The following is a 26,009-nucleotide window of genomic DNA, read 5'->3' as shown; positions in this document are numbered from 1 at the left end:
GCGCTTACGCTCGGAATCTCAAATCTCAGATCTCAAATTTCAAAAGCCGAGCAAAAACAAAGGGAGAGCCATCTGGCTCTCCCTTTGTAACGAGTGTAACTAGGCCGAAACTTTTGCCGATCAAACAAACGGCGCGCACCGGGCTGGCGTCATCACGGTATTCTCCTGCGCAACCAAGAGCTCACGGGTTGCCGGCGGCCAGCCCTGCAGCTTCATTGCTTCCGCCCGCAGCCGCTCGCGCTCACCGGCGTCTTTGTAGGCCCAGACGTGAATGTATTGGTTGAGCGGTCCGATGACCGTCTGGCCGGCGAACACCAACGGCGAGACTTTAGTGCGCTCGCCGATGATTTTGCTCCAGCGCTCGAAAACGGTTGGCATCGAACCTGGTTGATAGGTGTAGGTGCGGAACTCATAAATCTCGCCCATCTTTTTTTCCGGCAAGGGCGGCGAATAGGGCGCCAGCTGAACGATCTTGTTTTCCTGTGTGAGAATAAGATGCTGCACTTTCGGCGGCCACTTGCCGGTTTTGCGTGCTTCGGCGCCAATCTTCTCGCGCGCTTCGAAGCTTTCATAGGGCCAGACATGGGTCACCCGATTGAGGCCACCCACTTCCGAACAGAAAAGTCCCAACAGCTTGGAAAATTGCAAGCGCGCCGGCAACCCTTCGGCAAAGCCTGCAACAAAATCGTTGGTCATGCCGGGCTTCAACACGTATGTACGCATCTCGAGAAACATAGGCTTATCCCCCTTGTGAAATTTTCCTATCCTTCCCACAAACAGATTGACGATTGCAACCATCCGGAAACATCGTCATTCCAGCCGTTCCGCGCGTCGGGCGAGCTGAAACCCTGGAGGAGCGGCGGCGAGCGGAGCGATGCCCTGTTGCCTTCGCTCCGGAAGGGTTCCACCTCGCCCGACACCCCCGACGAGACAAGCACGTTCACAACGAACCGCGAATCTGTTAAAAACTTTTCATAATCGAAGAAATCCCGAGGAGGCTTCATGAAATCGCGCGCTGCTGTGGCTTGGGAGGCGGGCAAACCGCTGGTCATTGAAGAAGTCGAGGTTGCCGACCCCAGGAAGGGCGAAGTCTTATTGCAAATCAAAGCGACTGGCGTTTGCCACACCGACGCTTACACGCTTTCCGGAAAAGATCCCGAAGGACTCTTCCCTGCGATCATGGGCCATGAAGGCGGCGCGGTCGTCGTCGAAGTTGGCGCCGATGTGAAAAGCATCAAAGTCGGCGACCACGTGATTCCGCTCTACATTCCCGAATGTGGCGAATGCAAGTTCTGCAAATCCGGCCGGACAAATCTTTGCGGCGCGATTCGTTTGACCCAAGGCAAAGGCCTCATGCCCGACGGCAGCTCGCGCTTCTCAGTCAAAGGCAAGACGATTCTGCACTACATGGGCACTTCGACTTTTTCGGAATACACCGTGCTGCCGGAAATCGCCGTGGCCAAAATTAATCCTGCCGCGCCGCTCGACAAAGTCTGCCTGCTCGGCTGCGGCGTTACCACCGGCATCGGCGCGGTTTTGAACACTGCAAAGGTTCGCGCCGGTTCCATCGCTGCAGTCTTTGGCCTGGGCGGCATCGGCCTCAGCGTCATTCAGGGTTTAACGATGGCCAAAGCCGAGCGGATCATTGCCATTGATACCAATCCGGATAAATTCACCATGGCGAAATCATTGGGTGCGACCGAATTCATCAATCCCAGCGAGCACACCAAACCGATTCAGGAAGTCATCGTCGACATGACCGACGGCGGCGTCGATTATTCGTTCGAATGCATCGGCAACGTCAAAACCATGCGCGCGGCCCTGGAGTGTTGCCACAAAGGCTGGGGCGAGGCGACCATCATCGGCGTCGCCGGCGCCGGCGAAGAGATCAGCACCCGGCCGTTTCAATTGGTCACCGGTCGGGTCTGGCGCGGCACCGCCTTCGGCGGCGTCAAAGGCCGCTCGCAATTACCGGGTTACGTCGACCGCTACATGCAAGGCGAAATCAAAGTCGACCCGATGATCACACACCGCTTGACGCTGGAAAAGATTAACGACGCGTTCGACCTCATGCACGCCGGCAAGAGCATTCGCTCGGTGATCAGCTTCTGATCACGAGTAGAACCGCAACGTTTTGGGTACCGGTTCTGGGGTGAAGCTCGCTTCAGCTGCCTAACCCGAAACACGGAACCCGAAACTCGAAACAATAACGGTTCAGCGCGACATCAAAACCTGTCCGCCCATATTGGTCACCTTGTCGAGCCGGATGATCATCGCCAATCCTTTGCGCTCGGGATCTTTGTCCAACTCTTCTTTCACAGTGCGCGCCATCACCTGTTCCCACAGCGCGTCTTTTTCATGGATCTCGACTTTGCCGTGGAAACGCAGGCCAACTTTGGTCTTGGCGTCACGGAACAGCACGATCACTTTGGGATTTTCTTGAACATTTTTTAGATGCACCCGGCGCGTGCGCTCCCAGTAGGCGAGCGACGAATCGTCGAACACCAGCATGCTGCCTTTGTAGCCGATGTCCGGCTCGCCGTCGCCGGAAACCGTGGCCAAAATACAAGGGCAACCATTTTCCAGTGCCGGGTCGATCATCTTACGCATATCATCGGTTAACTTGATCATCGCGCCCTCCTCGTGACTTTCAGACACGCCATTGTTCTAAACGATAAGCCTGCTCCCAAAACAAATACTCGTAGCGGCTGCTCAACTGAAAATTCTTCAGCAAGCGCTTTTTCTCGCTGCCGGTTGCAGCGGCGCCCAGCTCGTTCATGAGTTGAATCTGCTTACGCACCGGGCACCAGAACGATTCATCGGCGTAAATCTCAATCCACTTGCGATAAATCGCTGGCTTGCGCGGCCGGTTTTTATACAGCGCTTGGCCGACTTCGCCGTAAATCCAGTAGCACGGCAGCACCGCTGCGACCAGCTCCGCCAAGCCCCCACCGCGCGCCACCGATTGCAGATGAGCGATGTAGGCCTCGGTCACCGGGCCTTTTTTAGCTTCGTCGAGTTGCTTGCGGGTAAATCCCAGCTCTTTGCCAAAGCTAGCGTGAAAGCTGCGCTCGACCTCGACCGCGCCAAGCGCATGATGAGCAAACATCGAAAGCGTTTCCAAATTGCCGGACTTCGCGCCCCCCATGCACAACACCTGAGCGAAATCGAGCAGATAGACATAATCTTGCAGGATAAAATAGACGAACCGCTCCATCGGCAGCGTGCCCGCGTGGAGCTCGGCGAGAAACGAATGGCGCATGATTTCGCGCCAGATCGGCTCGCTTTGCAGCCTCAATTGGTCGCTGTATTTTCCCGTCATAAGATGAAAAAAACGGCTTGCAGTTTTGGCGAATTCTTTCTATAACATCCCCCAGTTCGTTTTCCCAGTTAAATTCGAGCCAGTTACTGATCGAGAAAGGATCTCTGATGAACAAGACCATAAAGATGCGCGTCAACGGCAAAAAAGTTGAAGCCGAAGTCCCGACTAACCGTTTGCTGATCGACTTTTTGCGTTATGACGTCGGTCTTACCGGCACCAAAGAGGGCTGCAGCGTCGGCGTCTGCGGCGCCTGCACGGTTTTGATGAACGGCGACATGATTAGCTCTTGTTTGACGCTTGCGGTGATGGCCGACGGCCAAGATATCACCACGGTCGAAGGACTGGCGAAAAACGGCGAGCTCAATCCGGTGCAAAAAAGCTTCATCCAATACGGCGGTTTTCAATGCGGCATCTGCACCCCCGGCCAGGTCGTCGCAGCCACTGCTCTGTTAGAAGAAAATCCCAAGCCCAACGAAGACCAGATCAAAGATTGGATGATGGGCAATCTGTGCCGCTGCACAGGCTACTACAAGATCATCGAGTCGATTCAGAAGGCGCATCAATTCGCCAAATAAATCCTAAGGACTGGAACCATGATACCCTTCGAATACAAAACCCCGAAAAGCCTGAAAGAAGTCCAGGCCAACCTGAAAGATGCGGGCAGCGACGGCAAGCTCATCGCCGGCGGCACGGCGCTCGTCATCATGATGAAACAGCGCTTGGTACGGCCGACTTGTTTGATCAGCCTGCGCAGCGTGCGCGGCCTAAACGGCATCGAAGTGAAAGACGGCGGTCTCAGCATCGGCGGCCTGGCAACCCATCGTGAAGTGGAATCCTCAGCGCTGGTCAAACGCAGACTGCCGGTGTTGGCAGAAACCTATCACCACGTCGCCACTCTGCGGGTGCGCAACATGGCAACCGTCGGCGGCGGCCTGGCCCACGCCGACCCCAACCAAGACCCACCGCCAACCTTGATCGCTCTGGGCGCCTCAGTCAAAGCCGCCTCGGCCAATGGCAGCCGCGTGATTCCGCTCGACGGCTTTTTCACCGATTATTACGAAACCGTATTGAACCCGGACGAAATCATCACGGAGCTGTTCATTCCTAAAGTGGCAGCGAACACGGGCATGGCCTATATCAAGTTTCTGCCGCGTACCGCCGACGACTACGCCACAGTCTCGGCCGCAGCGGTTTTAACGTTGGACAAAGCCAAGAAAAATATCGCCGACGTGCGCATTGCACTAGGCAGTGTCGGCGTCACGCCGATTCGCGCCACCGAGGCCGAAGCGGTTCTGCGCGGCCAACCACTCAAGGCGGAAGCTTTTGCGGAAGCCGGCGAAAAGGCCAAAGGAGCCGTCGATCCGGTTAGCGATTTCCGTGGCTCGGCCGGCTACAAGAAAGACATGGCGGCGGTGTTTGTCCGCCGCGCGTTGGAAAAAGCACTCGCTGACATTCGCCAACAAGGCCGGGCAAAGCCAGCGGCCAAGCCCGCCAAGAAGAAAGCTCCTGCAAAGAAAGGGAAACGCCGTTGAAATTCACCCAGACAGCTCAGATTCCCGTAGCCCGCGAACCGTTGTGGAATTTTTTGATGGATGTGCCCAAGGTGGCGAAGTCGCTGCCCGGCGTTGAGACAGTCACCAAGATCGATGACACCAACTATGAAGGAGCCCTGGTGGTCCGCGTCGGGCCGATCAAGTTGAACCTGGTTGGAAAAATCATCCTCGAAGAACAAAATAAAGACACCTGGCGCGCGGCGCTGCGCGCCGAAGCCAAGGATAAGATGGCGGCGGGCGCGGTCAGCGGCAAGACCAGCATGCAGCTAAAAGAACTCGGCGGTAACCTGACCGAGTTCGTGGTCGAGACCGACGTAAATATCTTGGGAAAAATTGGCGAGTTCGGCCAGCCGATCATTCGCAAAAAGGCCGACTCGATGCTCAAAGAGTTCGTCGAGAATATCAAGAAGCAATTAACTCAGTAGACTGGGCCTTTCCTGCTCTTCGTCGTCTTCCTGATTAAGATCCGGATCGACAAACTTGCCGAGGACACGATTGTAACAGTCCTCGGCAAGTTTTTTTCTGCCAGCGGAATTGTCCGCATATCTGAAACATTCGATCTTCGGCTGCACGGGGACCAACACTTCCACGCTGCGCAGCGCCAAGAGCTTCCAGAAATGCGTCATGAAATCCATGTCGCCATACCAGTAAATCAAGTCGCGGTTGCTCTTGTTCACCGGTTGATCCTCGATGCTCTTGTAAGCAAGGGTCACCGGCACGATGACGGAACGGTTACGCAGCGGCGCCGCCAGCGGCACCGTCTGAAACGGCAGCACGCGCTCGCCGTTGGTCGAAGTTCCCTCAGGAAACAGTAAGATATTGGCTTCCTGCTGCAATTTGTTTTTCATCTCGGTCACCAGCGCGCCCACCTTCGCGCGATGCTGGCGATCGATGAAGATCGTCCCCGACAATATGTTCCACTGGCCGACGATGGGCCAGCTACGCACTTCTTTCTTCGACACGAACACGATCGGGAAAAGACTGCCGAGCACGATGCCGTCGACGTAGCTCATGTGGTTGGCGATGATCACATAGCCGCCCCGCTCCAGATTGCCCTCATCACCGACCAGCGTCACTTTGATGTTGAGAATGGCGCGCAGCAAAAGCGTATAGCTGCGCGTGATGCGGCTGATTATTTTCCAGCGATTGGGCAGGTGCAGCACGCTAATCCATACATGCATCAGTGCGACCACGCCAAAGAAAAACATCCAGAGCGAGAGAAATGCCGCGAGTTTAGCCCACCGCATTGCGCACCTTCGATCCGACCATGCCAAAGCGGCTGACGTATTCGTCGCTCAAGTTTTGAATATCGAGCAAGACCAAGAAATCGGTCGGGCCAAACTCGCGATCCAAAGCCGGCGGTCCGCACACCAGCGCCCCCAGGCGCAGATAGCCCTTGATCAAACTTGGCAGTTTTAAAAACACGCTGTGGGCGTCCGCCACCGGCTGATCGTCCCGCACGTTTTCAAAACGATAACCGGCCACGGGGTCGACCCGCAGCGCTTCCGGCGCGTAATAGTCTTTTTTCAGCACCGAAAAACACTCACTCACTTCGTCCGGATCGGTCGTGTACAGGCTGCCGCAGCCGAATAGATAGCGCACCTTGTGCTCTTCCACGTAGCGGGCGATGGTCTGCCACATGAGTGGGATCAGCGCGCGATCGCGGAAATCTCGGCGCGCGCAGGTGCGCCCCAATTCCAAAATTTCACCATCGAGTTTTTTGATTTTGCCGATATCGAACTCACTCTCGGAATAAAAACCGAGGTTTTTGTCGACCCGCGAACCACGCAGCAAGCGGTAGGTGCCGACGATTTCATTTTTCTTGCTTTCGCGCACGATCAAATGATCGCAAAATGGATCGAAGGCATCGACGTCGAGACCGCGCTCGTAGGATGCCTGCAATCCCTTGTGCATCTCGAGATTGAAAACTTCAAAGCGCAGCTTTTGCGCTTCCCGAATCTCTGCAGGATCGGTAGTTATTTTGACTTCGGAATCGGCCATTTGGGGAATTAGCGAAAGCCTAACACACCTCTAACCGTTGTCAATTTATTTAGACGCGCGCAGGCCTGGAAACGTTTTACGATCTGGCGAATTTAGCGGTGCGACCAGACCGGTTTGCGCTTGGCGAGAAACGCCTCCACACCTTCGGCCACATCGTGGGTCTGCAACAGCTCGCGGCAATAGAGCGCTTCGGACTGCGCCAACGCGTCGGCAAAACCTTTGAGCGACGCTTCGCGCAGGCCCTTCAGTGTAACGCGCAACACGGCGCCGCTTTTGTCGAGCAATTCACTTAACAAAGTTTGCAAACCATTGTCGATTTTTTCCGCCGGCACGACCCGATTGACCAAACCCATCTGTGCCGCTTCGGCCGCCGCATAGCGCCGCCCGGTGAGAATCATCTCGGCGGCGCGATGATAGCCGATCAACGAAGAAAAGCGCGCCAACGCCACCGGTGGGTAGCAGCCGACGTGAATCTCCGGCGTGGCAAACTGACTATCCTCCGTCGCAACGATCAGGTCGCAGCAGCTTGCCAATTCACAGCCACCGCCAAGACAAACTCCGTGCACCGCAGCAACGGTCACTTGCGGCAGTGCCAATAGTTTTTTCATGGCTCCGTGCACCGTATCGAGCATCTCCGGCACTTTGTCCGGCGTATGATCTTTGATGTCGACACCGGCGGAAAAAGCGCGCTCGCCGGCGCCGCGCAGGACAAGCACGGCGGTGTCCCTATCGTTTGCGACGGTGTCAAGGACCTCGTCAAGCTCGCGCAACAGCTGGATATCGAGGACATTGAGCGGTGGGCGCTCGATGGTCAATTGCGTCACCCGTGATTTTTTTTTGATGTGAATGCTCATGGTGAAATTTGGACGTTATTAGCGAAAGTTTGATCTTCTCCGGTCGATCTTCTATTTCGTAGGAAGGATAGCGCTCTTCTCATAGTGCACCATGGGCTTTTTTACAAGCAGGAGCGCGCGCGAACCCGCAGTTTGACAACTGCTGGGCGTGAATTTAGACTCAATTCCGTGTTTCAAATAGGAGGCGTGTCATGAAATCTTACCGTGTGTCACTAGTTGCTGCCGCGTTGTCCCTGGCGCTCGCAGCCAAGCCCGCCGTGGCCGGGCCGGATCCCTACGACGACAGCCAATCGCATCCGCTGAGAATCCTCGCTTACCTATTGCATCCGGCGGCCGTCGTTACCGAGTGGCTGGTGTTTCGCCCGTTCCATCATCTGGTAAGTGCCACCGAGGCGCAGGAAACTTTGTTTGGCCATCGCAACCACCCGCCCGTGCTGTCGGAACCGCAACCCTACTATGACTACGGTATGCCCAAGCGCGTGCCGCTCGCCGAGACCAAGTTTCAAATCAAGCAACAACAGCAGCAGCCCGCAGCGGCAGCTCAGCCGCCGGCGCCGGAACAGGTTCGCATCGTCGAAGTACCGGTGGAAAAAGTTGTCGTCAAAGAAGTCCAGAAGATCGTCGAAGTCGAAAAGTTCATTTTTCCCGCAGTCGCTTTTGATTTCGATTCAGCGTATCTGACCGACTTGGGCAAAGGCCAAGTTTATCTTGCCGCCCAGAGGCTAAAGGCAAGAAACGACATGACGCTCGTGATTGAGGGTCATGCCGATAGCCGCGGCAACGATGACTACAATCAAAAATTAGGCATGCAACGCGCCCAGACCGTTATGACCGAACTCGCCAATCTGGGCATCGAGCGCAGCCGCATGTCGGCAGCCAGCGTCGGCGAATCGAAGCCCTTGATCGAGGGCGACGCTCGCTGGGCGCGCGCGGTCAATCGCCGGGTCGAGCTGCAAATCAAAGGCAAATAGTTCGAGCACAGATCTAGGCTCACTCCGAGGGCCCGGCCTGCGATAGGCTGGGCCTTTTTTTTCTCCGCCAATCTAAAGATGGCCTACACCCCCCAAGATAGCTACTTCAAAAAAGCCAAACAGGCGGGCTACCGCTCGCGCGCTGCTTATAAGCTGGTCGAATTGCAGCAGCGCTTGCGGCTCATGAAGGCAGGCGATTTAGTCGTCGACCTCGGCGCGGCGCCCGGTGGTTGGCTGCAGATCGCCGCTAAGACCGTCGGTGCCAGCGGCAAAGTGGTCGGCGTCGATCTACAAGCGATCGCGCCGTATGGCGAACGCAACGTATTTCTAATTCAGGGCGACATCGCCCAGCCAGAGATTCAGCAAAAGGTCAAAGAGCTGCTCGGCGCACCGGCGCACTGCGTGATCTCCGACCTATCACCGAAATTGAGCGGCATCCGCGACGCCGACGCCGCCCGCTGCTTGGAATTGAACCGCAGCGCGCTCCAAGTGACGCTCCAGCTTTTGCGCCGCGGCGGCGGCTTGTTGATCAAAAGTTTCGTCAATCAGGAGCTGCAAACGTTCACATCCGAGCTGAAAGAACACTTTACATCCGTGCAGCGCACCCGCCCGGAAGCGTCGCGTGAAGGCTCATCGGAATTTTACTTCTATGCCCAAGACTTTCGCCCGCAGGCACAGGGTTGACTGTCGAGTGTCGCGGATGGCGCAGCTTATTGCGCCAAGTCGCGCTCTAGTTCTGCAGCTGGAGCACTCTCTCGCCCGTGGCGTTGCTGATACAAAAGCACCCCACCCATCAGCGCGCAAAGCAGGCCGGACACGGTGATTGCGCGCGGTGTACCGATGGCGTGGGCAACGCTGCCGATGAACAACGTGCCGAAAGACCAAAGCCCTTTGTCCATAAAGAACAAGCTCAGGATGCGCCCGAGTAAATGCGGCGGCGTTTCCATCTGCACCACGCTGTTGGCCACCGAACGAAACGCGATGTTGCTGGCGCCGACCAAGATCAAACAAAAAATCGATAGGATCACCGAACGCGAAAACGAGAATAACACCAGCGCGAGCGAAAACCCGACCACGGCCCATCCAACGACGCGGGTGCGCTGATGCAGCCGCCCCAACGAGGCGATCCCGAGGCCGGTGAATACCGCGCCGACACTTGGCGCCGCGAGAAGCAGCCCGAAAGTCGTCGCGCCGGCGTGCAACACGTCGGTGGCAAACACGGGCAGAAATCGTGAATAGGGCGTGCCCACCAAAGCGACGCCGTAGGTCAATAGGATAATCGAAAACAGCCGCCGGTCGCTGCGCAGGTAGTGATACCCTTCCGCCACGTCGCCCCAGAAATTGCCGCCGTCCTTGGCGCGCGCGACAATCTTGGGAATCTCCATCACCAGCAGCGTGGCAATGATGGCGAGAAAACTCACGGCATTGACGAATAGGCAGCCGGCAACGCCGATCACACTGATTAGTACACCGCCCAACGACGGGCCGATGATTTTCGCCATGTTGGCCAGCGACGAGTTGAGCGCAATTGCGTTCATCAAATCTTGCCTCGGGACTAGAGCGTTGATCAGCGAATGGCGCGCGGTCTGATTGATGGAATTGACCGTGCCGAGAAACAGCACGAGCACGAGCAGATGCCAAAACTGCAGCAGCGAAAAATAGACGAGCGCCCAGAAGCAAAACGCCTGGAGCATCGCCAAGATCTGCGTCGCCAGCAGCACTTTGCGCCGCTCCAGGCGATCGACGATGGCGCCGCCGACTGCGCCTAAGAGCAAACGCGGCAGCGCTTGGCAAAAGCCAACCAGTCCCAAGAGAAAAGGCGAGCTCGTCATGGTCCAGACGAGCCAGCTCTGCGCCATCGCCTGGACGAAGTCGCCGATATGCGAGAGACTGGTGCCGAGAAAGAGCAGGCGAAAGTCTCGGTGCCGGAGAGAACTAGAGATCCGTTGAAGCGACCCTCGTTGCCCGAGGGCCATCATTCCACCGTTACGCTTTTTGCCAGATTGCGCGGATGATCGACGTCGGTGCCGCGATCAACCGCGATAAAATAGGCCAACAATTGCAGCGGTATGCTCATCACGATCGGCGTCAAAAAGTGCGACGCCTGCGGCACCGATATGATGCCAAAGGGGGAAACACCCGCCGGGGTTTTTTTCTCGTCCGTGACGATGATCACTTTGCCGGCGCGCGCTTCGACTTCTTTCAAATTGCCCAGGGTCTTATCGAAGTAGCGGTCCTTGGGCAGCAGCACAACCACCGGCATGGTTTCATCGATCAGCGCGATCGGTCCGTGCTTCATCTCACCGGCGGGATAGCCCTCGGCGTGGATGTAGGAAATCTCCTTGAGCTTGAGCGCGCCTTCCAGAGCGATCGGATAGTTGATGCCGCGGCCGAGATACAAAAAGTCGGTGCTCTTGGTCAGCTTGCGCGCCAACGCCTCGACTTCTGCTTGGGTCTTGAGCGTCTCCTCGATCCATTTCGGCAGGTGCATCAGATCGGCCAGTAATTTTTTCGCATCCGCTTTGCTCAGCGCGCCGCGGCGCCGCCCCAGTGCCACGGCTAACAAGTAGATCGCCGTCAGCTGGGTAGTGAACGCCTTGGTGCTGGCGACGCTGATCTCCGGGCCGGCATGCGTATAGAGCACACCGTGCGATTTACGCGGGATCGAAGCATCGACGACGTTGCAGACCGAAAGAATCTTGGCCTTCTTCTGCCGCGCGATCTCCACCGCAGCTAACGTATCGGCGGTTTCGCCGGACTGACTGACCATCAAGAGCAGCGATTTGGAGCCCATCAGCGGCGAGCGGTAGCGAAACTCCGAGCCGTAGTCCACTTCGGCGGGAATCTGCGCGATCTCTTCGAGCATGAACTTGCCGATCAAGCAGGCATGCCACGCCGTGCCGCAGGCGACCAAGTGAATACGTTCGATCTTTTTCGCTTGGGCCGGCGTGAGCGCGATGTCTTCGAGGGAGACATCGCCGTCCTTCAGCGAAATCCGGCCGCGAAAAGTATCGGCCACGGCGCGCGCCTGTTCGTGAATCTCCTTGAGCATGAAATGGGGATAGCCGTCTTTGCGCGCCGCCACCGCATCCCAAGTGATCTCTTTGAACGACCGCTGCAAAGACTTGCCTTTGATATCGAAAAGCCGAAACGAATTGACGCCGACCTCGGCGACTTCGCCGTCTTCCAGGAAGGCTACTTTGCGCGTGTAGTCGAGCAGCGCCGGGATGTCTGAAGCGATGAACGTCTCCCCCTCGCCCCAACCGACCACGATCGGCGTGGAATTTTTCGCCACGATCAAGCGGCGCGGATCCCTTTGGTTGAGGAACAACAGCGCATAGGAGCCGCGGATTTGCTTGAGGGTTTTCTTGACCGCCTCAAGAAAGTCCATGCCCTTGTCGACCTTTTCGCCGACCAGGTGGGCGACGATCTCGCTGTCGGTTTCCGAGGAGAACTTGGTGCCGCGCTCGCTGAGCTCGGCTTTAAGCTCTAGATAGTTTTCGATGATGCCGTTGTGCACCACCACGACGTGGCCGGCGCGATGCGGATGGGCATTGGTTTCGGAGGGTCGCCCATGGGTTGCCCAACGCGTGTGGCCGATGCCGATGCTGCCAGTCATCGGTTGCCGATGCAGCAGTGTTTCAAGATTTTTTAGTTTGCCTTCCGTGCGCCGCAGCTCCACCTGGCCGTCGTTCAGGACGGCGATACCTGCAGAGTCGTAACCGCGATATTCGAGCTTGCGTAAACTTTCTAAGATGAGCGGCGCTGCTTCTTGTCTCCCGATGTATCCAACGATGCCGCACATTATTTTTTCTTTCCTTTCATTTGCGCCCGTTTTTTCTCCGTCCACCCTTCGCGGGTTTGTTCCTTGCGCTCGTTAAACACCAGAGCGCCGTCGGGAATGTCGTTGCGCACCGTCGACGCGGTGGCGACGTAAACATCGTTTCCCAGGGTAATCGGCGCCACCAACGTGGTGTCGCTGCCTACCTGAACGCGCTCGCCGATGGTCGTGCGATACTTGTTGAAACCGTCGTAGTTGCAGGTGATCGTGCCGGCGCCGATGTTGGTCTCACGGCCGATGGTGCAATCGCCCAAATAGGTCAGGTGATTGGCTTTGGCGCCCTCCGCCAGCTTGGCCTCCTTGGTCTCGACAAAATTGCCGATGTGCACGTTGGGTCCCAAAGCCGTGCCCGGGCGCAGGTGCGCAAACGGACCGATGATCGCACCTCGCTCGATCCGACATTGGCTCAACACCACGGAAAAACGCAGATGGACGCTATCGCCGATCTCCGCGTCCGTGATAAAAGCATTGCCGTCGAGCCGGCAGTTAGCACCGATTTTCGTCTTGCCGCACAACTGCGTGTTAGGACCGATGACCGTGTCGCGCCCAATGGTCACTTCTTCGTCTATGTACGTCGTCGCCGGGTCTTTGAGCGTCACTCCGGCATCCATCCATTGTTTGTTAATACGTTCTCTCAGCGTCGTCTCCATACGAGCTAGCTCCTCGCGGGTATTGATCCCCAACATTTCACGCGCGTCGTCGACCTCAAAAGTCGCGACGTTCTTCTGTTGGCTGACAGCGATACCCACAGCATCGGGTAAGTAGTATTCACCTTGGTTGTTGTCGTTCTTCACCCCGGTCAATGCTGTAAACAAAAACTGCGGCGCCGCCACGTACACTCCGGCGTTTACTTCGCGTATGGCGCGCTGCGCTTCGCTCGCGTCCTTTTCTTCGACAATGCCGGTGATCGCGCTGTTCGGATCGCGCAAGATCCGCCCGTACCCTTTCGGCGCGTCCAGCACCGCCGTCATCAGTGTCAGCGCCGCCTCGGCGCGCCTGTGACGCTCGATCATCGCCGCCAGCGTCGCTTGGCGAATCAACGGCACATCGCCGCTGAGGATTAAAATATCGCCGGCAAAATCACTGAAACTCTCCCTTGCGCAAAGCACGGCGTGCCCGGTGCCCAGCTGCTTTTCCTGAACCACCCAGCTGACATCGGCGCCGGCGTAGGCGCGCCGGACCGACTCGGCGCCATGGCCGATGATGATTGCTATTTTGCTTGCGCCAAGACGCTTGGCGATCCCAAGCGGATGCAAAAATAGCGGTTTGCCACCGATCGGGTGGAGCACCTTCGGCAGGTCGGACTTCATCCGCGTTCCCTGCCCTGCCGCCAATATTATGACACCAAGCTCACCCATTTCCTGTCACCATTAATTGCGAGTCGGAGTATATCGAAACCAGCCTTTCTAGCAAACCGACTTTGATTGCGGATCGCAATCCCCGGGCCAATTTTACCATTAAAGCAAACTTGTCATCGGTGCTAAATTCGATTACAAGAGGCGATCATGAATGGATCCGGGGACACGTTGAATAAACCTGCGACAAAGGCCGGCCCCGTCGAGCAAGAAGAAAACTGGTGGGACTTCTGCCCGGTGTGCAGTACGAAGCTGCTCAATCAAAAGTGCAAGTACGTCTGTCCCAATCCGAAGTGCAATTTCTTCATGAGCTGCAGCGAGTTCGATCTGTGATACGCTTGCGATAGGCCGCCGCGCCAAGATAGGAAATCGAAATATGTCGAAAACCGCAGGCATTGTGATCATCGGCAACGAAGTGTTGTCGGGCAAAACCCACGACATCAACTCCTTTTTTTTCTGCACCGAGCTGCGCCAGTTGGGCGTTGAGGTGCAGAAGATCTCGACCATCCAGGACATTATCGAGTTGATCGGCCAGGAAGTCTCGTCGTTCTCCAAGCAGTTCGACTTCGTCTTCACCTCCGGCGGCGTCGGGCCCACCCACGACGACGTCACCATCGACGGCATCGCCCAAGGCTTTGGCCTCAAAGTCGTGCGCCACCCCGACATCGTCAAGCGCATCCACCACCGTTTAGGCAGCGAAGTCAACGAAGCGCGCCTGCGCATGGCGAATGTCCCCGAGGGGGCCGAGCTGCTGGTCACTGAAGCACCGTTCGCGCCCATCGTCAAAATTCGCAACGTCTACATTTTCCCGGGCATTCCGAAGATCTTGCAGGAACGTTTTCATTCCCTCAAAGAGCGCTTCCGCGAGGCGCCCTATCATTTGAAAAACGTCTTCGTTAAATACGGCGAAGGCGTGATCGCCGATCCGATGAACGACCTCGTGGCGAAGTATCCCGACTTGCTGCTCGGTTCCTATCCGGTTTTGGATGTGCCCGAATACAAGGTAAAGGTCACTTTCGAATCGAAGGACGCGCAGTACCTCGATAAAGCTCTGCAAACCTTCCTCGCCGCCTTGCCCAAAGACGCTATTCATCGCATCGATTGACGTCGCGAAGAACATGCTTCGAGATTCGGCTAAAAACCTAAGAATGCTTCGACAAGCTCAGCATGAACGGTTTCTTGTTGGACTAAATCAGCTCCGATTCCGCTCGTCCTGAGCTTGTCGAAGGACTCCGAAGAATTCTGCAGTCTCAATCGGGTTTCCTTTCCGATGACTGACCATTCGTCCTGGGGCACTCTACCGCCCTTCAAAAAAGCTCCGCTGCCGCCCATGCCAGGCATGTGGCGCGCCCTCGGTCCCGGCGTCATCTTCATGGCGCTCGCGCAAGGCAGCGGCGAGCTGATCTTCTGGCCCTACACCATTGCCAAATACGGCCTGACGTTTCTGTTCCTGTTGATTCCCGCTTGCTTGCTCCAGTTTCCGGTCATCTACGAGATCGGCCGTTACACCCTGCTCACCGGCGAGAGCATTTTTCAGGGCTTCATCCGTCTCAACCGCCACTTTGCGTTTGTGCTGTGGATTTTGATGACGCTTTCTTTTCTTTGGTTCGGGGCCTTCGCCGCCGCCGGTGGAACCTCGATCGCCGCGCTCACCGATTTTCCCGCCGGCTGGACGCGCCGCGAACAGACTCTGTTTTGGGCCTACGCCACCATGGGGTTATTCTTGGCGGCGATTCTTTTCAGCAAAGTAATTTACAAGTTGATCGAAGGGTTCATGTGGGGCGTAGCGACTTTTACCGTGGTGGGATTGCTTTGGGCCAGCCTGAACAGCGAGGTCATCAAAGCCCTGCCGGCATTCTTAAACGGCTTGATCGCGCCGCAATGGCCCATGCCGCGCCCGTGGGACCCGGCCGATGCGACCAAGCTATTAACGGCGATCACCTTCGCCGGCTTGGGCGGTTTCTGGACGCTTTTTTATTCGTACTGGCTGCGCGACAAAGGCTCCGGCATGGCACATTATGCCGGCCGGCTCACCGGACCGATCACCGGCAAACCCGAAGCAATTCCGGATTCCGGCTCGCTACCAGGAAATGACGAAGGATTAGCGCACGCGAAAAATTGGCACCGTTTCATGTTCTGGGACATTGGCATCGGCGTCATCGGCAACCTCTTCACGACACTGCTTACCTGCTTGCTCGCCTACGCACTACTGTTTCCGAAAGGTCTGCTGCCACAAGGCTACGAGATCGCCGTCGTGCAGAGCCGCTTCTTCGAGGTCAGTTGGGGCTGGTGGGGAAAAACTTTATTCCTGATCGTTGCCGCTGCATTTCTCTCAGACACCTGGTTGGCCACGGTGGATGCCGTCAGCCGCACCCACACCGATTGTGTCTACGGTTTCTTCCCGCGCGCCCATCGGATTTCCTATCGGCGCTGGTATCTTTATTTTCTGTTGCTGCTGACCGTGATCACCGGCGTCACCGTGCAAAGCAGCGAACCGGCGACGCTCATCTTGATCTCCGCGGTCATCGGCTTCATCGGCACCGTGCTTTACTGCGTCGCCCTGGTTTTTCTCAACCATGTTTACCTGCCGCGCCATCTACCGGCGTTGGCGCGGCCAAGCCGCATGAGCCTATTCTTTTTGCTGGTCTCTTGCGCAACCTATTTTCTGCTCGCGGTTGCCTATGTGCTCACCGTGGCCGGCGTCAAGCTGCTTTAACAGCTGCGCTGCTGTGCTGTTAACTTCCCCCGGTGAAGCTGTTAGTCTAGCGAAAATTTCAGCAGGGAGAATTTACCTTGGGTGACATACTCAACTGGATCATGGAGGGCATTCGCGCCTGGGGGCCGTGGGCCGTCTTCGCCGGCGTGATTATCGAATCGGTCATCGTGCCCATTCCCTCGCCGCTGATCATCATGGGCGCCGGCTTTGTGCTCATCAGCGCCGACTTGAAATTTTTCGAAGCGTTGATGCCGATCATCCTGCAGATTGTCCTACCGGGCTCGATCGCGTCGACCCTGGGCGCGTACATCGGCTACGCCATCGGCTACCTCGGCGGCAAGCCAATGATCGATCGCTGGAAGTCTTTCTTGGGATTTTCCTGGAGCGACGTGGAAGCCATGGAAAAGCGCTTCCAGGGCGGCAAAGCCAACACGTCGATTTTTTTTCTGCGCGCGTTGCCGATCTTTCCGCTATCGGTAATTTCCGGCGCCGCCGGCGTGCTGCGACTGCCGCTGAAACAATTCAGCCTCTGGACTTTCTACGGCACGATTCCGCGCTGTTTGCTTTTGGGCTATCTCGGCTGGGGATTGGGCGAAACCTATCAGGGTATGGCGAAGGGCATCGACCGCGCCGAATCGATCGTCTCGGCGCTGATCATCGTCGCTATCTTTGCGTTTATCATCTGGCTGCGGGCGAGAGTGAGGGGGAAGATTCTCAATCAATAAAATTTATTCGGTTTGCTCTTGAATCCGTTCGCCCTGAGCCTGTCGACGGACTCCGCAACCGTTACGATCCGTTAGCGCTGCGCAAAGGGCTGCCCCGTTTGCGTGCCAATCCAAACCTCGCCACCCTCGAAAACTTCTTTCTTCCAGATCGGCACAATCCGTTTGATCTCTTCGATGGCAAAACGGCTAGCGGCGAATGCCGCCTCGCGATGCGCCGATGACACAGCGATCATCACACTGGCTTGCGTAATCTGCACCGGCCCGATGCGATGGACGATGGCCATTTTGCAAATCTGCCACTTCTTTGCCGCCTCTTCGCCAATCCGCGCCAACTCTTTTTCCGCCATCTCAGGGTAGGCTTCATAGTCGAGCGCAATCACCTTGCGTCCTTCGTTATTATTGCGCGTGGTGCCAATAAACGTCGCAATCGCCCCAGCTTCAGGATCGCTAACGTAATCAACGAGCTCCTGCAGATTAATCGGCTTATCGATAACCTTAAACATGGATCTTTTCTGGAACGTGGTATTTGTAATCTGGTATTCCTAGCGCGGCGCGGCCGCGCTAGGACAAGCCGCCGCTCACCGGCGGAATGATCGCCACTTCATCGCCGTCTTTCAAAACCTGTTCCGGCGTCACATAGTTTTGATTTACGGCGTAGAGCAAACGAAACGTCGGCCCGGCGAGCTTCGGATGATCCTTCTGCAAAGACTCCCAAAGCTGAGCCACTGTGCTGCCGTCTGAGATTTCTTTGCTGATTTCCGCCGCACCGGCGCGCTCGCGCAGAATCGCGAAGAATTTCACCCTAACTTTCATTATCCATGCAGCTGCGAAATCATGTGACGCAATTCCGGCCAGATGATTTTTTCCAAGCCCAGCCGCACCGCACCGCCGGAGCCAGGCAGGGAAATAAGGACTTTACCTCCCGCCACCCCCGCCACCGCGCGGCTCATAATCGCCGCTGAGCCGATGTCCTGATAGCTCAAAAAGCGGAACACCTCTCCGAAACCATCGAGCTTCTTATCGAGCAATTTGACAATGACTTCGTAGGTGCCGTCGCGCGGCGAAATGCCAGTGCCGCCGTTGACAATAATCGCCTCGACTTCAGGATTGGCGATCGATTGACGCAGCAAAGCCTCTATCTCCACCGGTTCGTCTTTGACAATCTTGTATCCCGCGAGCTGATGATGCTCTGCAGAAATCTGCTCTTTGATCAACTGCCCGCTAGTATCCGTGGTCTCATCGCGCGTGTCGCTGACCGTCAACACGTAACACTTGATGCTGCGCTTGCCTTTGGCTTTGTGTTCTTCAACCGACATAATTCACCTCGCAATGGCTCAACCATAACAATAGCCCACCGCGATTTCAAAACATCCGACACCCAACATTCCATGACTCCAATACTCCAGCCTCCCACCTCCTCACCCTCCATCCCCAACCACAACGAAGGGCGCCCAAAACATCGGATGGGCATAGCTGAATCCCTGTTTCGCTGACTGCTTCATGACGCTGAGCGCCGCCTCGCGCATGGCCTGGGCGCGGCTCAATTTTGCATCGCTGGATTGGCGCTTGAACAATTCTGTCGTCAGCAACTTCGCCGACACCGTTTCCACCGGCCAATGCGAAACCAACAGCGCTTTGGCGCCAGCGAAAAAGAAAGCGCGCCCGAGACCGGAAACCGCTTCAGACGCTTGGCCGTCCGCGGATGCCGTATTGCAGGCAGATAACACGACCCAATCCGCCTTGAGTTTAAGATCGAGAATTTCAGCGAGCGTCAACAGCCCGTCTTCCTTTTCATTCGTCACGTTCGGATTACTGAGCGCTAGCGCGGGTTGCGGCAGGTCAGGCAGCTCGCCAGGTACAAGTCCGTGCGTCGCAAACATCACGACGCGGTACTGTGACAGATCGGTTGACTTCACCAACTGCTCAGAGGCGTGCTGCCCGAGGTTCACATCTTTGCTTTCGTCGGCACGCAGAATCTTGGCAATCTCTTTCACTTCATCGGAAGTATCTGGCAGCGGTTCCAGCAATTCCAGATTGCTCGATCGCCGCTGCATCTGCGCAGCCTTCTCTACCACTCCAGGGGCCGTGGCATTGCGCCGCACAATGCCGCGCGACGCCATCGCCGCCGCGGCAGCCTTCTGCGCCTGGGCATCTTTAAACAGCGGATCGCCAAAACCGATAAAATTCCTACTCGCAGGCTGCGTCGTCGCCGTGCGCAAGCTCGCCAAAGCGGTGAGTGACGGTAAATAAGAAATCGCCGCTTGTTTGATCAGCCACGGCGCATCGGCATGCTCAGACAGCGGCGCGGCACTTTGACTGCTCTTCACCGGCTTGAACGGCGCGGTAACCAGCACGGAGAGCGGCAACTCGCTTAATGGCCCGTGCGAAATAATCACCAGCTCGCGCGCCCCCTTCCAACCCGCCTCCACCGGCGCAAGCAGCCTTCGATAGAGATCATAAGCCGCGTCATAGTCGAACCCTGGCAGTTTATTAATGTCAGCATCGCTCGGATCGAGCGCTTTGCGCAGTTTGCTAACCACTTCAGTGAGCGCCGTTTGCGACAGGTCGGCAACCTGAAAAGCGACTTGGCCTCTGGCCGTCATCGCCCAGACGAGCGTTTTGTCAGCCGCGCTATAGAGGGAGATCAGCGCTTCATCGGCGCGCAGCAATTTTTGCGCATCCGCAATTGTCAGCGGCTTTGGCTGCATCAGCTCTACGTAGTTGGGCATCTTGAGCCGTAACTCAGCTTGAGCTTTTTCATTCTCTTGGCGGACGCGCGCGAGTTCGGCTTGTGCTTTCGCTAGCGCTTGCGCATTGTCAGCGCTTTTCTCAGCGTTTTGCAGAACCGTCACCGCTTCTGACGCGGCTTTGAGCGCATGCTCCGCATCCTGCGCGCGACGCATCGCTTCAGCGGTTTGCGGATCGCTGCTACTGGCGCGCACGATGGCGGCCGACAACGCCTTTTGCACTTTGCTGCCGCGGGCGGCATCGACGATCTTGAATGCTTCACCGCTCGGATCGACGCCATCGATGCGTGCGCCGCGCTGCTGCATGTCGGCGAGCAAGCTAATGTAGCCGTCTAAAAGCCAGCTGAGTCGCGCAGAAGAAATGTAACCGTCTTCCCCGGAGGTGTTCAGATCGCGACGCGCATCGAGAATCTTTGGTATCGCGGCCGCTAACGTTTTCACAGCCGCATCGCGTTGACCAGTCGCTCCGGCAGCGAGCGCGTGAAACGCGCGTCCCTCGTGCAATCGCACCGAGCGTTCGTCGTCAAATTTTTCACGAAACTTGAGTATACTACCCGCCATCGCCAGGGCTTCTTTAGCTCGCCCTAGCCGCAGGAGTGCATAACTCCACTCCGGCGCAATCGTTCCGAGCTCGCCTATCTGCTTGCGCAGGCTCTCGCGCCAGAGCTGAAAGATTTCGTCAGCTTTCAACCAGTTGCCCTGAGCCATTTCGCTCTGCGCCAACAAATAGCGAAGATCAGCAACTTGAATACTCGCTTCCCCGCCGGGAGCTTTCTGCAACTGCGCAATCGAGCTCTCAATCAGCGCCGTCCCTTCGCGAATGAGGCCTTGCTCTAGATAAACCCGAGCGATAGGGCGCGCGACTCGACCAGCTTCGAAGGATTCACGCCGCAGGCGTTGACCGTGAATACGCGCCGCCTCGCGCGCGTCGTTGACGTAAGCACCAGCTTCGCGAATCTTTCCTGTCAGGGCGGCATGCTCCATCGCCCGGCTCAAACACTGCGGTAGATAATAGTAAAAGACATCGGAACCCGGACGGTTCTTCGCAAGGTAGGAGCGGATCGCCCCCACACAAGCGCGATACTCCGCTTCCGCCTCCTTTGGATATCCAAGAAAACTATGCACGCCGCCCTTGGCATCGCCCAGCGCCGCCTCCCACAAATCGCGGAAGTTCGGCCAATCACGATGGCTCGCTCTGACTGCGTCTAACAGTTCTTCGGACAACGCGATGTACTTGAGCGCCGCCGCTTTGTCGTACAAGCGCACCGCGATGTTGGAAAGAAAATTCGACTGGAAAAACTTTCGCCCGCGGTCGTTGGTGACAGCCATGGCGTTTTCGCGCATCTCCCGCCCGGTTTTCCAGTCGCCCATCTCAACCACGACATTGGCACCCTCGTGATACAGCTCATAGGACAACGGATCTTTAGGACCGATTGCTTTGATGCCTTCGTTGAATTCACGCAGCTGTCGCTCGCGATCGCCAAGCACGCCCGCGGCCCGCATGCGCGCGAGATAGGCTTTTAGCAACTCTGCTTTGGGTGCCGCCGGATCAGGCGCAGGGGCGTCGGGAATGGCGCGGTCGTTGCCAACCTGCGCACCGATCGCGACATTAATCGGGCCGATCATGGTTATCGACCAAAGGCAAACTACCAACCCTGAAGAACTTTGCCAGCGACGCGCTCTGAGCGCACGATGACCGCGACGGAGCGGCCATTGAGCGCCCCTTTCTCGGCGTGAATATCGAACGGCGGCACGAGATCGACCGTGCCGGCACCGCTTTCGGAAACGCCCTGCAGCTCGATCTTGACGTAGCCGTCTTTGCGGCGGTCTTCCAAGCAGCGAAAACGCTCCATCTTTTCTTCGCCATCGAGCACGCCATAGGCCGTCCACGAGTGCGCATGATCGTGCGCCCGCCCCTGCGCGCCTTCGACGCGCACCACCGCATTGATTGCGAAGCCGTAGTCGGGGTCCTCGTAGAGCAGGAGATTTTTGTGACCGTCGGTGGATGGCCAATTCTTGCAGTGCTGCTGCATGGTTGGATCTTTGACCAATCCCCTGAGCAGGTCGGCGGTTTTCTTCATGCGCGTTTCGCTGTCCGGCACCGCAGCCCAGGCGGCGCGGACGTCCTGAATGAACTTGTCGAACACAGGTAATCGTTGGGAAGCCATCGTCATTTCTCCTCTCATTGAGTTATTTCGCTTATACTCATCTCTCCGGCGAAACACCAGAAGTCGCCGCGTTTTGCGTCTGGTGTCTAGCGTCTAGCGTTTCGGATCCGAAAACCCCAGACGCTAAACCCTAGACGCTAGACGCTGTTGACCTTGAACCGCTACACAGCGTTGCAATATATTAGGCACAGTAATCGTTGGAGGAAGACTTGTCATGAAAAATGGTTTCAAGGTTCTCGACAGCGACATGCACATCATGGAGCCGGCCGATCTGTGGGAAAAATATATCGATAAAAAGTTTAAACACCTCGCGCCGCGCGGTGTGATCAGCCACAACGTGCGCGATCTGCGCATGGTCTACCCTGACGGCCGCGACTGGGCGCGCCAGTCGGTGCGCGAGAGCGACGTCGCCAGCGGCAAGAACTTTGAAAAAAACCAGGGCGTCTACGGCAGTGACGCGGCGCGCGGCTGGACCTCTCAGGTTCAACTCGAAGCGATGGACATCGAAGGCATCGATGTCGCCGTGCTCTATCCGACCCGGGGACTGCGCGCGCTGGTCGTCGAAGACATGGACGCGCCCTTTGCCGCGGCGATGGCGCGCGCCTACAACGATTGGCTTTATGACTTCTGCAAACAAGATCCCAAGCGCCTGATCGGCGCGGCGATGATCTCCACTTACAATATGAACGACGCCGTCGAAGAAGCGCGCCGCTGCGCGGGGCTGGGTTTTCGAGCCGTTTTCATGCGCGCCGTGCCGCTGGTCGACCACCAGTGGCAAGACCCTTACTATGAGCCGCTGTGGTCGGCGTTGGAAGATTTAAATCTATCGGTCGGCCTGCATGAATCGACTGGCACGGGCGCGCGCCAAGTCGGCCGCCGCCTGGAACCGAACCTGATGCTGCGCCGCGTTTACGCACAGCCATTCGAGCAGATGATGGCGCTTGGCAACTTCTGCGCCGGCGGCATCTTTGCGCGCCACCCAAAACTGCGCGCGGCGTTTTTGGAGGCCAACTGCAGCTGGCTGCCCTGGCTGCTCTGGCGCTTGGATGAGACCTGGGAGTTGGAGGGCGATGTCTGGGCGCCCGATCTCAAAGCGAAACCCAGCGACTATTTCCGCAAGCACTGCGTGGTGTCCATCGAACCCGACGAAATCACTGCAACGAAAATCATCGAACAGATCGGCTCGGCGAATCTAGTTTTCTCCACCGACTATCCGCACGGCGATTCAAAATATCCGGAAGCGACCAACCACTTTATGAAGTTGCCGATCTCCGACGAGATCAAAAAGAAAGTTCTCTGGGACAACTGCGCCAACTACTACGCCATGGCGGCTTAGTCTAAGTTTCGGGTTCTGGGTTTCGCGTTTCGGGTTAGAACGGGGCAAAATATTTTAACTCGACACCCGAAACGCAGAACCCGAAACTAAACGTCAATTCCCAAACCATCCCCATCTGCTGTTGCGTCGGTCACGGTCTGAGTAGTCGCGATAGTCGCGCCAGCCATCCGAGTTGTGCTCGTCGTTGTAAACGCTGTGGCAGTGCTTGCGGCCGTTGTCGTGCTTGCCGGTCTTGCGTTTGTGTTTATGGCAGTAGTAACCCGGATCGCCTGGCTGTGCGGAGCGACCGTCGTTGTATACTCTGCGATCGTAGCGATCCCAGCCGCGCTGATCATGGGCGAAACTCAGCGCGGGGAAAAACGTCAACCCCAAAAGGATAGCAAGGATTTTGCGTTTCATCTTTTTCCCTCCTTGCCCGTTTAGACTTCGCGCTGCGGCAATTGTTAATCCGACGCGACCTCCGCAACTGTCATTCTGAGCCGAAGGCGAAGAATCTGCCGATTGCCGCGAGCGAATAAGCAGATGCTTCGCTTCGCTCAGCATGACCTTCCGGAACGCACCGAGATTGTCTCCTCTGCTGAGAGCACAAGCGCAATGCGCCCGTTCTTTTGCGCCAATGAAATGCTGGTCGATTGACAACAGTGATGGGTATCGCTGACGCTCAACCCATCCTACTGGGGAATGAATGTGTGGGAGAAAATCGGCGGGATGATACCTCTACCGCCCGCGCCGGCGCCGCTGATTCTCGTAGTCTTGCTTGATCTGATCGCGCTGATCCGGCGGGAGATTCTGATATTGATTCCACTTTTCTTTGAGCTGCTCTTTGTCCTTGTCCGGCATGGCGTTCCAGCGCTGATAGTTCTGCAGGATGCGCTCCTTTTCACGCTGCGATAGGCTGCCCCACTTGTCGTCCTTGGCCCAGCTCATGGCTGGTACAAGTGCAATGGCAAGGCTCCATGCGACCACGGTGCGCTTAAGCATATTCGCTATTCCTTATCGACTGCGCCGAGGGTTTCGTCTCCTCGCTCTTTTCAAGCTTCGGCAGGGATTCGAGCATGTCGAGCGAATTGAAAAATTCCAGCTCCTTGGCGTCGGTCAAGATCTCTTGAGGAATCACCTTTTCATCGCGCTGCGCTTGCGAGTTCCAGTTGCCTTTGCCGAGCACCAAACCGACTGCCAGTACGGCAATCGCGGCGGTGCCAAACGCCGGCCCCATCCAGCCATCGAACGGCGCCAACCAACTGCGCCACCAGGATTTGCGCTCGCGCTCTACGACAAGCTTCTCTTTCATCTCCCGATAGTAATTGTCCCAAAATGTCTGCGGCATCTCCTTTGGCTTGGCCATCTGCGGCAACAGGCCGCGGAGATCCTGCAAGAAATGCTGGCACTTCGTGCAACCGCCAAGGTGACTCTCGACGCGGCGCCGGTCCTCCGTTGAGCCGTCGCCGTAGTAATACATCACCAGGTCTTCTTCGAAGGCCGGGCAGGCTGGTTCTAAATTTTGTTTCTGCGCGTTCATGATCTCTTCCCTAAACAAATTCCACCAAACTCTGTCTGAGCGCCGCCACCGCTCGATGCAAGTAAACTCGCACGGTGCCCTCGGTGGTTTTCATGACCTTGGCGATGTCCGCGATCGGCAAGCCTTGATGATTGCGCAGTAGGAATGCCGTGCGCTGTTTATTCGGCATCGCATCGAGCGTCCGATCGGCGCGCCGAATCGCGTCGCCGGCGATCACCTGTTCTTCCGGCCGCGCCGAGTCGTCGACAATATCGATCGGTTCCGCGATGCCGTCATTTTCCTTTTCCAAGCGCTCCCAAACCACCCGCCCTTTGCGCCGCGCGTGGTCCAAGCAGAGATTTACGGTCAGGCGATAAAACCAGGTGTAAAAACTCGACCGGCCATCGAACTGTTTGATGCGCGAGAAGGCACGCATAAACGAATCCTGCGAAAGATCTTTGGCTTCCTCGGTGTTGTGGGTAAAATCCATGGCTATACGGAAAGCTTTTTCCATATAACGCCGCACCAAGACCTCGAAGTACTCCCCCTCGCCCTTTTGGCACAAGACGACCAGTTCCTCGTCCTTAAGTTCTTCCGCGTTGTTTGGTGTCATCTGTGCTAGTTGGCCAACTCGCACGCTTTACTAGCTTAGACGAAGGCTTAGTGAAAAGGTTAATAATTAGGCAGGGGAGAGGGTAAACCAGCGAATTTGCTCGCTTACCTACCCCAAACGGGGTAAAAGCCGGGGCGAGGAGAAACCCCGGAGGAACGAAGGCATCAGCGAAGCATTTCCACAGTAATCTTCCTAGCTTAGAGGCAAACCGTTTTGCCTTCGCTCCGGAAGGGTTTTGCTGGGCTCGCACCGCGCAAGCGTAGACAAGCTTATTTCTTGATGCTGCCGTGTTTGGACTGGTACTTGTTG

29 protein-coding genes are annotated in these 26,009 nt (G+C 56.8%); 11 read left to right on the top strand and 18 right to left on the bottom strand.

The genetic code is table 11. The features are described from left to right. Positions 1–120 precede the first annotated feature (120 nt). Positions 121–798: an NIPSNAP family protein gene (locus FJ145_23615; GenBank protein MBM4264400.1), complete on the bottom strand. Its 678-nt coding sequence runs from the start codon at positions 796–798 to the stop codon at positions 121–123. A 204-nt stretch (positions 799–1,002) separates the two neighbouring features. Between FJ145_23615 and FJ145_23610 the strand changes: the two genes are divergently transcribed. Continuing rightward, a complete protein-coding gene (locus tag FJ145_23610; protein MBM4264399.1) occupies positions 1,003–2,112 on the top strand; it encodes an S-(hydroxymethyl)glutathione dehydrogenase/class III alcohol dehydrogenase in 1,110 nt (369 codons plus the stop codon). A gap of 102 nt (positions 2,113–2,214) precedes the next feature. Here FJ145_23610 and FJ145_23605 read toward each other — a convergent pair whose 3' ends face one another. Together FJ145_23605 and tenA are read right to left on the bottom strand one after the other, a co-directional pair. Next, positions 2,215–2,631 carry a pyridoxamine 5'-phosphate oxidase family protein gene (locus FJ145_23605; protein ID MBM4264398.1) on the bottom strand — a complete coding sequence of 139 codons (417 nt, stop codon included), beginning with the start codon at positions 2,629–2,631 and terminating at the stop codon, positions 2,215–2,217. 19 nt (positions 2,632–2,650) lie between these two features. Further along, positions 2,651–3,322: a thiaminase II gene (tenA, locus tag FJ145_23600; protein ID MBM4264397.1), complete on the bottom strand. Its 672-nt coding sequence runs from the start codon at positions 3,320–3,322 to the stop codon at positions 2,651–2,653. Between the two features lie 107 nt (positions 3,323–3,429). Between tenA and FJ145_23595 the strand changes: the two genes are divergently transcribed. From FJ145_23595 to FJ145_23585, 3 genes are read left to right on the top strand one after another with little or no spacing between them, the layout of a single operon-like run. Further along, entirely contained in the window at positions 3,430–3,897 is a 468-nt protein-coding gene (locus tag FJ145_23595) for a (2Fe-2S)-binding protein (GenBank protein ID MBM4264396.1), read from the top strand. Positions 3,898–3,915: 18 nt separating this feature from the next. Further along, positions 3,916–4,854 carry a xanthine dehydrogenase family protein subunit M gene (locus FJ145_23590; GenBank protein ID MBM4264395.1) on the top strand — a complete coding sequence of 313 codons (939 nt, stop codon included), beginning with the start codon at positions 3,916–3,918 and terminating at the stop codon, positions 4,852–4,854. After that, positions 4,851–5,300, top strand: a complete 450-nt coding sequence (locus FJ145_23585) for a hypothetical protein (protein ID MBM4264394.1) — start codon at positions 4,851–4,853, stop codon at positions 5,298–5,300. The genes FJ145_23590 and FJ145_23585 overlap by 4 nt, the downstream gene beginning before the upstream one ends. On the opposite strand, the gene FJ145_23580 is transcribed toward FJ145_23585, so the two are convergent. The 3 genes from FJ145_23580 to FJ145_23570 form a co-directional block, all read right to left on the bottom strand. Then, positions 5,289–6,122: a 1-acyl-sn-glycerol-3-phosphate acyltransferase gene (locus FJ145_23580; GenBank protein ID MBM4264393.1), complete on the bottom strand. Its 834-nt coding sequence runs from the start codon at positions 6,120–6,122 to the stop codon at positions 5,289–5,291. The genes FJ145_23585 and FJ145_23580 overlap by 12 nt on opposite strands. Next, positions 6,109–6,876, bottom strand: a complete 768-nt coding sequence (locus FJ145_23575; protein MBM4264392.1) for a GNAT family N-acetyltransferase — start codon at positions 6,874–6,876, stop codon at positions 6,109–6,111. The genes FJ145_23580 and FJ145_23575 overlap by 14 nt, the downstream gene beginning before the upstream one ends. 92 nt (positions 6,877–6,968) lie before the next feature. Beyond that, complete coding sequence (locus FJ145_23570) at positions 6,969–7,730, bottom strand: hypothetical protein (protein ID MBM4264391.1); 762 nt, start codon at positions 7,728–7,730, stop codon at positions 6,969–6,971. 191 nt (positions 7,731–7,921) lie between these two features. On the opposite strand from FJ145_23570, the gene FJ145_23565 reads away from it, so the two are divergent. Together FJ145_23565 and FJ145_23560 are read left to right on the top strand one after the other, a co-directional pair. Continuing rightward, the gene (locus tag FJ145_23565) at positions 7,922–8,701 is read left to right on the top strand and encodes an OmpA family protein (GenBank protein MBM4264390.1); all 780 of its coding nucleotides are present in this window, start codon (positions 7,922–7,924) and stop codon (positions 8,699–8,701) included. A gap of 78 nt (positions 8,702–8,779) precedes the next feature. Further along, the gene (locus tag FJ145_23560; GenBank protein ID MBM4264389.1) at positions 8,780–9,385 is read left to right on the top strand and encodes an RlmE family RNA methyltransferase; all 606 of its coding nucleotides are present in this window, start codon (positions 8,780–8,782) and stop codon (positions 9,383–9,385) included. 26 nt (positions 9,386–9,411) lie between these two features. Here the strand turns inward: FJ145_23560 and FJ145_23555 are convergent, their stop codons facing one another. The 3 genes from FJ145_23555 to glmU are packed head-to-tail and all read right to left on the bottom strand — an operon-like array spanning position 9,412 to position 13,900. Continuing rightward, a complete protein-coding gene (locus FJ145_23555; GenBank protein MBM4264388.1) occupies positions 9,412–10,680 on the bottom strand; it encodes an MFS transporter in 1,269 nt (422 codons plus the stop codon). After that, positions 10,677–12,506 carry a glutamine--fructose-6-phosphate transaminase (isomerizing) gene (glmS, locus tag FJ145_23550; GenBank protein ID MBM4264387.1) on the bottom strand — a complete coding sequence of 610 codons (1,830 nt, stop codon included), beginning with the start codon at positions 12,504–12,506 and terminating at the stop codon, positions 10,677–10,679. The genes FJ145_23555 and glmS overlap by 4 nt, the downstream gene beginning before the upstream one ends. Then, complete coding sequence (glmU, locus tag FJ145_23545) at positions 12,506–13,900, bottom strand: UDP-N-acetylglucosamine diphosphorylase/glucosamine-1-phosphate N-acetyltransferase (protein ID MBM4264386.1); 1,395 nt, start codon at positions 13,898–13,900, stop codon at positions 12,506–12,508. The genes glmS and glmU overlap by 1 nt, the downstream gene beginning before the upstream one ends. A gap of 147 nt (positions 13,901–14,047) precedes the next feature. On the opposite strand from glmU, the gene FJ145_23540 reads away from it, so the two are divergent. The 4 genes from FJ145_23540 (at position 14,048) to FJ145_23525 (ending at position 17,338) form a co-directional block, all read left to right on the top strand. Next, positions 14,048–14,230, top strand: coding sequence for a hypothetical protein (locus FJ145_23540; GenBank protein MBM4264385.1), 183 nt, complete (start codon positions 14,048–14,050; stop codon positions 14,228–14,230). A gap of 43 nt (positions 14,231–14,273) precedes the next feature. Next, positions 14,274–15,002 carry a competence/damage-inducible protein A gene (locus tag FJ145_23535; protein MBM4264384.1) on the top strand — a complete coding sequence of 243 codons (729 nt, stop codon included), beginning with the start codon at positions 14,274–14,276 and terminating at the stop codon, positions 15,000–15,002. 267 nt (positions 15,003–15,269) lie between these two features. Further along, positions 15,270–16,613, top strand: coding sequence for a hypothetical protein (locus FJ145_23530; protein MBM4264383.1), 1,344 nt, complete (start codon positions 15,270–15,272; stop codon positions 16,611–16,613). 77 nt (positions 16,614–16,690) lie between these two features. Beyond that, positions 16,691–17,338, top strand: a complete 648-nt coding sequence (locus FJ145_23525; protein ID MBM4264382.1) for a hypothetical protein — start codon at positions 16,691–16,693, stop codon at positions 17,336–17,338. Positions 17,339–17,409: 71 nt separating this feature from the next. Here the strand turns inward: FJ145_23525 and FJ145_23520 are convergent, their stop codons facing one another. From FJ145_23520 to FJ145_23500, 5 genes are all read right to left on the bottom strand, one after another. Beyond that, a complete protein-coding gene (locus FJ145_23520; GenBank protein MBM4264381.1) occupies positions 17,410–17,841 on the bottom strand; it encodes a molybdenum cofactor biosynthesis protein MoaE in 432 nt (143 codons plus the stop codon). A gap of 58 nt (positions 17,842–17,899) precedes the next feature. Further along, complete coding sequence (moaD, locus tag FJ145_23515; protein ID MBM4264380.1) at positions 17,900–18,154, bottom strand: molybdopterin converting factor subunit 1; 255 nt, start codon at positions 18,152–18,154, stop codon at positions 17,900–17,902. Continuing rightward, the gene (locus tag FJ145_23510; GenBank protein MBM4264379.1) at positions 18,151–18,654 is read right to left on the bottom strand and encodes a molybdenum cofactor biosynthesis protein MoaB; all 504 of its coding nucleotides are present in this window, start codon (positions 18,652–18,654) and stop codon (positions 18,151–18,153) included. The genes moaD and FJ145_23510 overlap by 4 nt, the downstream gene beginning before the upstream one ends. A gap of 102 nt (positions 18,655–18,756) precedes the next feature. Further along, the gene (locus tag FJ145_23505) at positions 18,757–21,711 is read right to left on the bottom strand and encodes a CHAT domain-containing protein (protein ID MBM4264378.1); all 2,955 of its coding nucleotides are present in this window, start codon (positions 21,709–21,711) and stop codon (positions 18,757–18,759) included. Positions 21,712–21,731: 20 nt separating this feature from the next. Continuing rightward, entirely contained in the window at positions 21,732–22,253 is a 522-nt protein-coding gene (locus FJ145_23500; protein ID MBM4264377.1) for a hypothetical protein, read from the bottom strand. A gap of 214 nt (positions 22,254–22,467) precedes the next feature. On the opposite strand from FJ145_23500, the gene FJ145_23495 reads away from it, so the two are divergent. Next, complete coding sequence (locus FJ145_23495; GenBank protein MBM4264376.1) at positions 22,468–23,589, top strand: hypothetical protein; 1,122 nt, start codon at positions 22,468–22,470, stop codon at positions 23,587–23,589. Positions 23,590–23,682: 93 nt separating this feature from the next. On the opposite strand, the gene FJ145_23490 is transcribed toward FJ145_23495, so the two are convergent. The 4 genes from FJ145_23490 to FJ145_23475 all read right to left on the bottom strand — a co-directional run bounded on the left by FJ145_23490 (position 23,683) and on the right by FJ145_23475 (position 25,700). Continuing rightward, complete coding sequence (locus FJ145_23490) at positions 23,683–23,988, bottom strand: hypothetical protein (GenBank protein MBM4264375.1); 306 nt, start codon at positions 23,986–23,988, stop codon at positions 23,683–23,685. Between the two features lie 318 nt (positions 23,989–24,306). Further along, positions 24,307–24,570: a DUF3106 domain-containing protein gene (locus FJ145_23485; GenBank protein ID MBM4264374.1), complete on the bottom strand. Its 264-nt coding sequence runs from the start codon at positions 24,568–24,570 to the stop codon at positions 24,307–24,309. Continuing rightward, on the bottom strand, positions 24,563–25,108 hold the full coding sequence (locus tag FJ145_23480) for a hypothetical protein (protein ID MBM4264373.1): 546 nt from the start codon (positions 25,106–25,108) through the stop codon (positions 24,563–24,565). The genes FJ145_23485 and FJ145_23480 overlap by 8 nt, the downstream gene beginning before the upstream one ends. Positions 25,109–25,118: 10 nt before the next feature. Next, positions 25,119–25,700, bottom strand: a complete 582-nt coding sequence (locus FJ145_23475) for an RNA polymerase sigma factor (GenBank protein MBM4264372.1) — start codon at positions 25,698–25,700, stop codon at positions 25,119–25,121. Between the last annotated feature and the right edge of the window lie 309 nt (positions 25,701–26,009).

The organism is Deltaproteobacteria bacterium, from assembly GCA_016874755.1.
Lineage (GTDB): Bacteria > Desulfobacterota > Binatia > UBA9968 > UBA9968 > DP-20.
Note: the sequence above shows the minus strand (reverse complement) of the source record. Positions and strands in the feature narration are given on the sequence as shown.

Coding starts and splice junctions, on each gene's coding strand:
- tenA (MBM4264397.1), bottom strand. CDS start 3,322: ATGACGGGAAAATACAGCGACCAATTGAGGCTGCAAAGCGAGCCGATC.
- FJ145_23540 (MBM4264385.1), top strand. CDS start 14,048: ATGAATGGATCCGGGGACACGTTGAATAAACCTGCGACAAAGGCCGGC.
- FJ145_23615 (MBM4264400.1), bottom strand. CDS start 798: ATGGTTGCAATCGTCAATCTGTTTGTGGGAAGGATAGGAAAATTTCAC.
- FJ145_23510 (MBM4264379.1), bottom strand. CDS start 18,654: ATGTCGGTTGAAGAACACAAAGCCAAAGGCAAGCGCAGCATCAAGTGT.
- FJ145_23490 (MBM4264375.1), bottom strand. CDS start 23,988: ATGAAACGCAAAATCCTTGCTATCCTTTTGGGGTTGACGTTTTTCCCC.
- FJ145_23610 (MBM4264399.1), top strand. CDS start 1,003: ATGAAATCGCGCGCTGCTGTGGCTTGGGAGGCGGGCAAACCGCTGGTC.
- FJ145_23495 (MBM4264376.1), top strand. CDS start 22,468: ATGAAAAATGGTTTCAAGGTTCTCGACAGCGACATGCACATCATGGAG.
- FJ145_23555 (MBM4264388.1), bottom strand. CDS start 10,680: ATGATGGCCCTCGGGCAACGAGGGTCGCTTCAACGGATCTCTAGTTCT.
- FJ145_23565 (MBM4264390.1), top strand. CDS start 7,922: ATGAAATCTTACCGTGTGTCACTAGTTGCTGCCGCGTTGTCCCTGGCG.
- FJ145_23530 (MBM4264383.1), top strand. CDS start 15,270: ATGGCGCTCGCGCAAGGCAGCGGCGAGCTGATCTTCTGGCCCTACACC.
- FJ145_23535 (MBM4264384.1), top strand. CDS start 14,274: ATGTCGAAAACCGCAGGCATTGTGATCATCGGCAACGAAGTGTTGTCG.
- FJ145_23475 (MBM4264372.1), bottom strand. CDS start 25,700: ATGACACCAAACAACGCGGAAGAACTTAAGGACGAGGAACTGGTCGTC.
- FJ145_23480 (MBM4264373.1), bottom strand. CDS start 25,108: ATGAACGCGCAGAAACAAAATTTAGAACCAGCCTGCCCGGCCTTCGAA.
- glmU (MBM4264386.1), bottom strand. CDS start 13,900: ATGGGTGAGCTTGGTGTCATAATATTGGCGGCAGGGCAGGGAACGCGG.
- FJ145_23570 (MBM4264391.1), bottom strand. CDS start 7,730: ATGAGCATTCACATCAAAAAAAAATCACGGGTGACGCAATTGACCATC.
- FJ145_23520 (MBM4264381.1), bottom strand. CDS start 17,841: ATGTTTAAGGTTATCGATAAGCCGATTAATCTGCAGGAGCTCGTTGAT.
- glmS (MBM4264387.1), bottom strand. CDS start 12,506: ATGTGCGGCATCGTTGGATACATCGGGAGACAAGAAGCAGCGCCGCTC.
- FJ145_23605 (MBM4264398.1), bottom strand. CDS start 2,631: ATGATCAAGTTAACCGATGATATGCGTAAGATGATCGACCCGGCACTG.
- FJ145_23560 (MBM4264389.1), top strand. CDS start 8,780: ATGGCCTACACCCCCCAAGATAGCTACTTCAAAAAAGCCAAACAGGCG.
- FJ145_23485 (MBM4264374.1), bottom strand. CDS start 24,570: ATGCTTAAGCGCACCGTGGTCGCATGGAGCCTTGCCATTGCACTTGTA.
- FJ145_23500 (MBM4264377.1), bottom strand. CDS start 22,253: ATGGCTTCCCAACGATTACCTGTGTTCGACAAGTTCATTCAGGACGTC.
- FJ145_23590 (MBM4264395.1), top strand. CDS start 3,916: ATGATACCCTTCGAATACAAAACCCCGAAAAGCCTGAAAGAAGTCCAG.
- FJ145_23580 (MBM4264393.1), bottom strand. CDS start 6,122: ATGCGGTGGGCTAAACTCGCGGCATTTCTCTCGCTCTGGATGTTTTTC.
- FJ145_23505 (MBM4264378.1), bottom strand. CDS start 21,711: ATGATCGGCCCGATTAATGTCGCGATCGGTGCGCAGGTTGGCAACGAC.
- FJ145_23575 (MBM4264392.1), bottom strand. CDS start 6,876: ATGGCCGATTCCGAAGTCAAAATAACTACCGATCCTGCAGAGATTCGG.
- FJ145_23595 (MBM4264396.1), top strand. CDS start 3,430: ATGAACAAGACCATAAAGATGCGCGTCAACGGCAAAAAAGTTGAAGCC.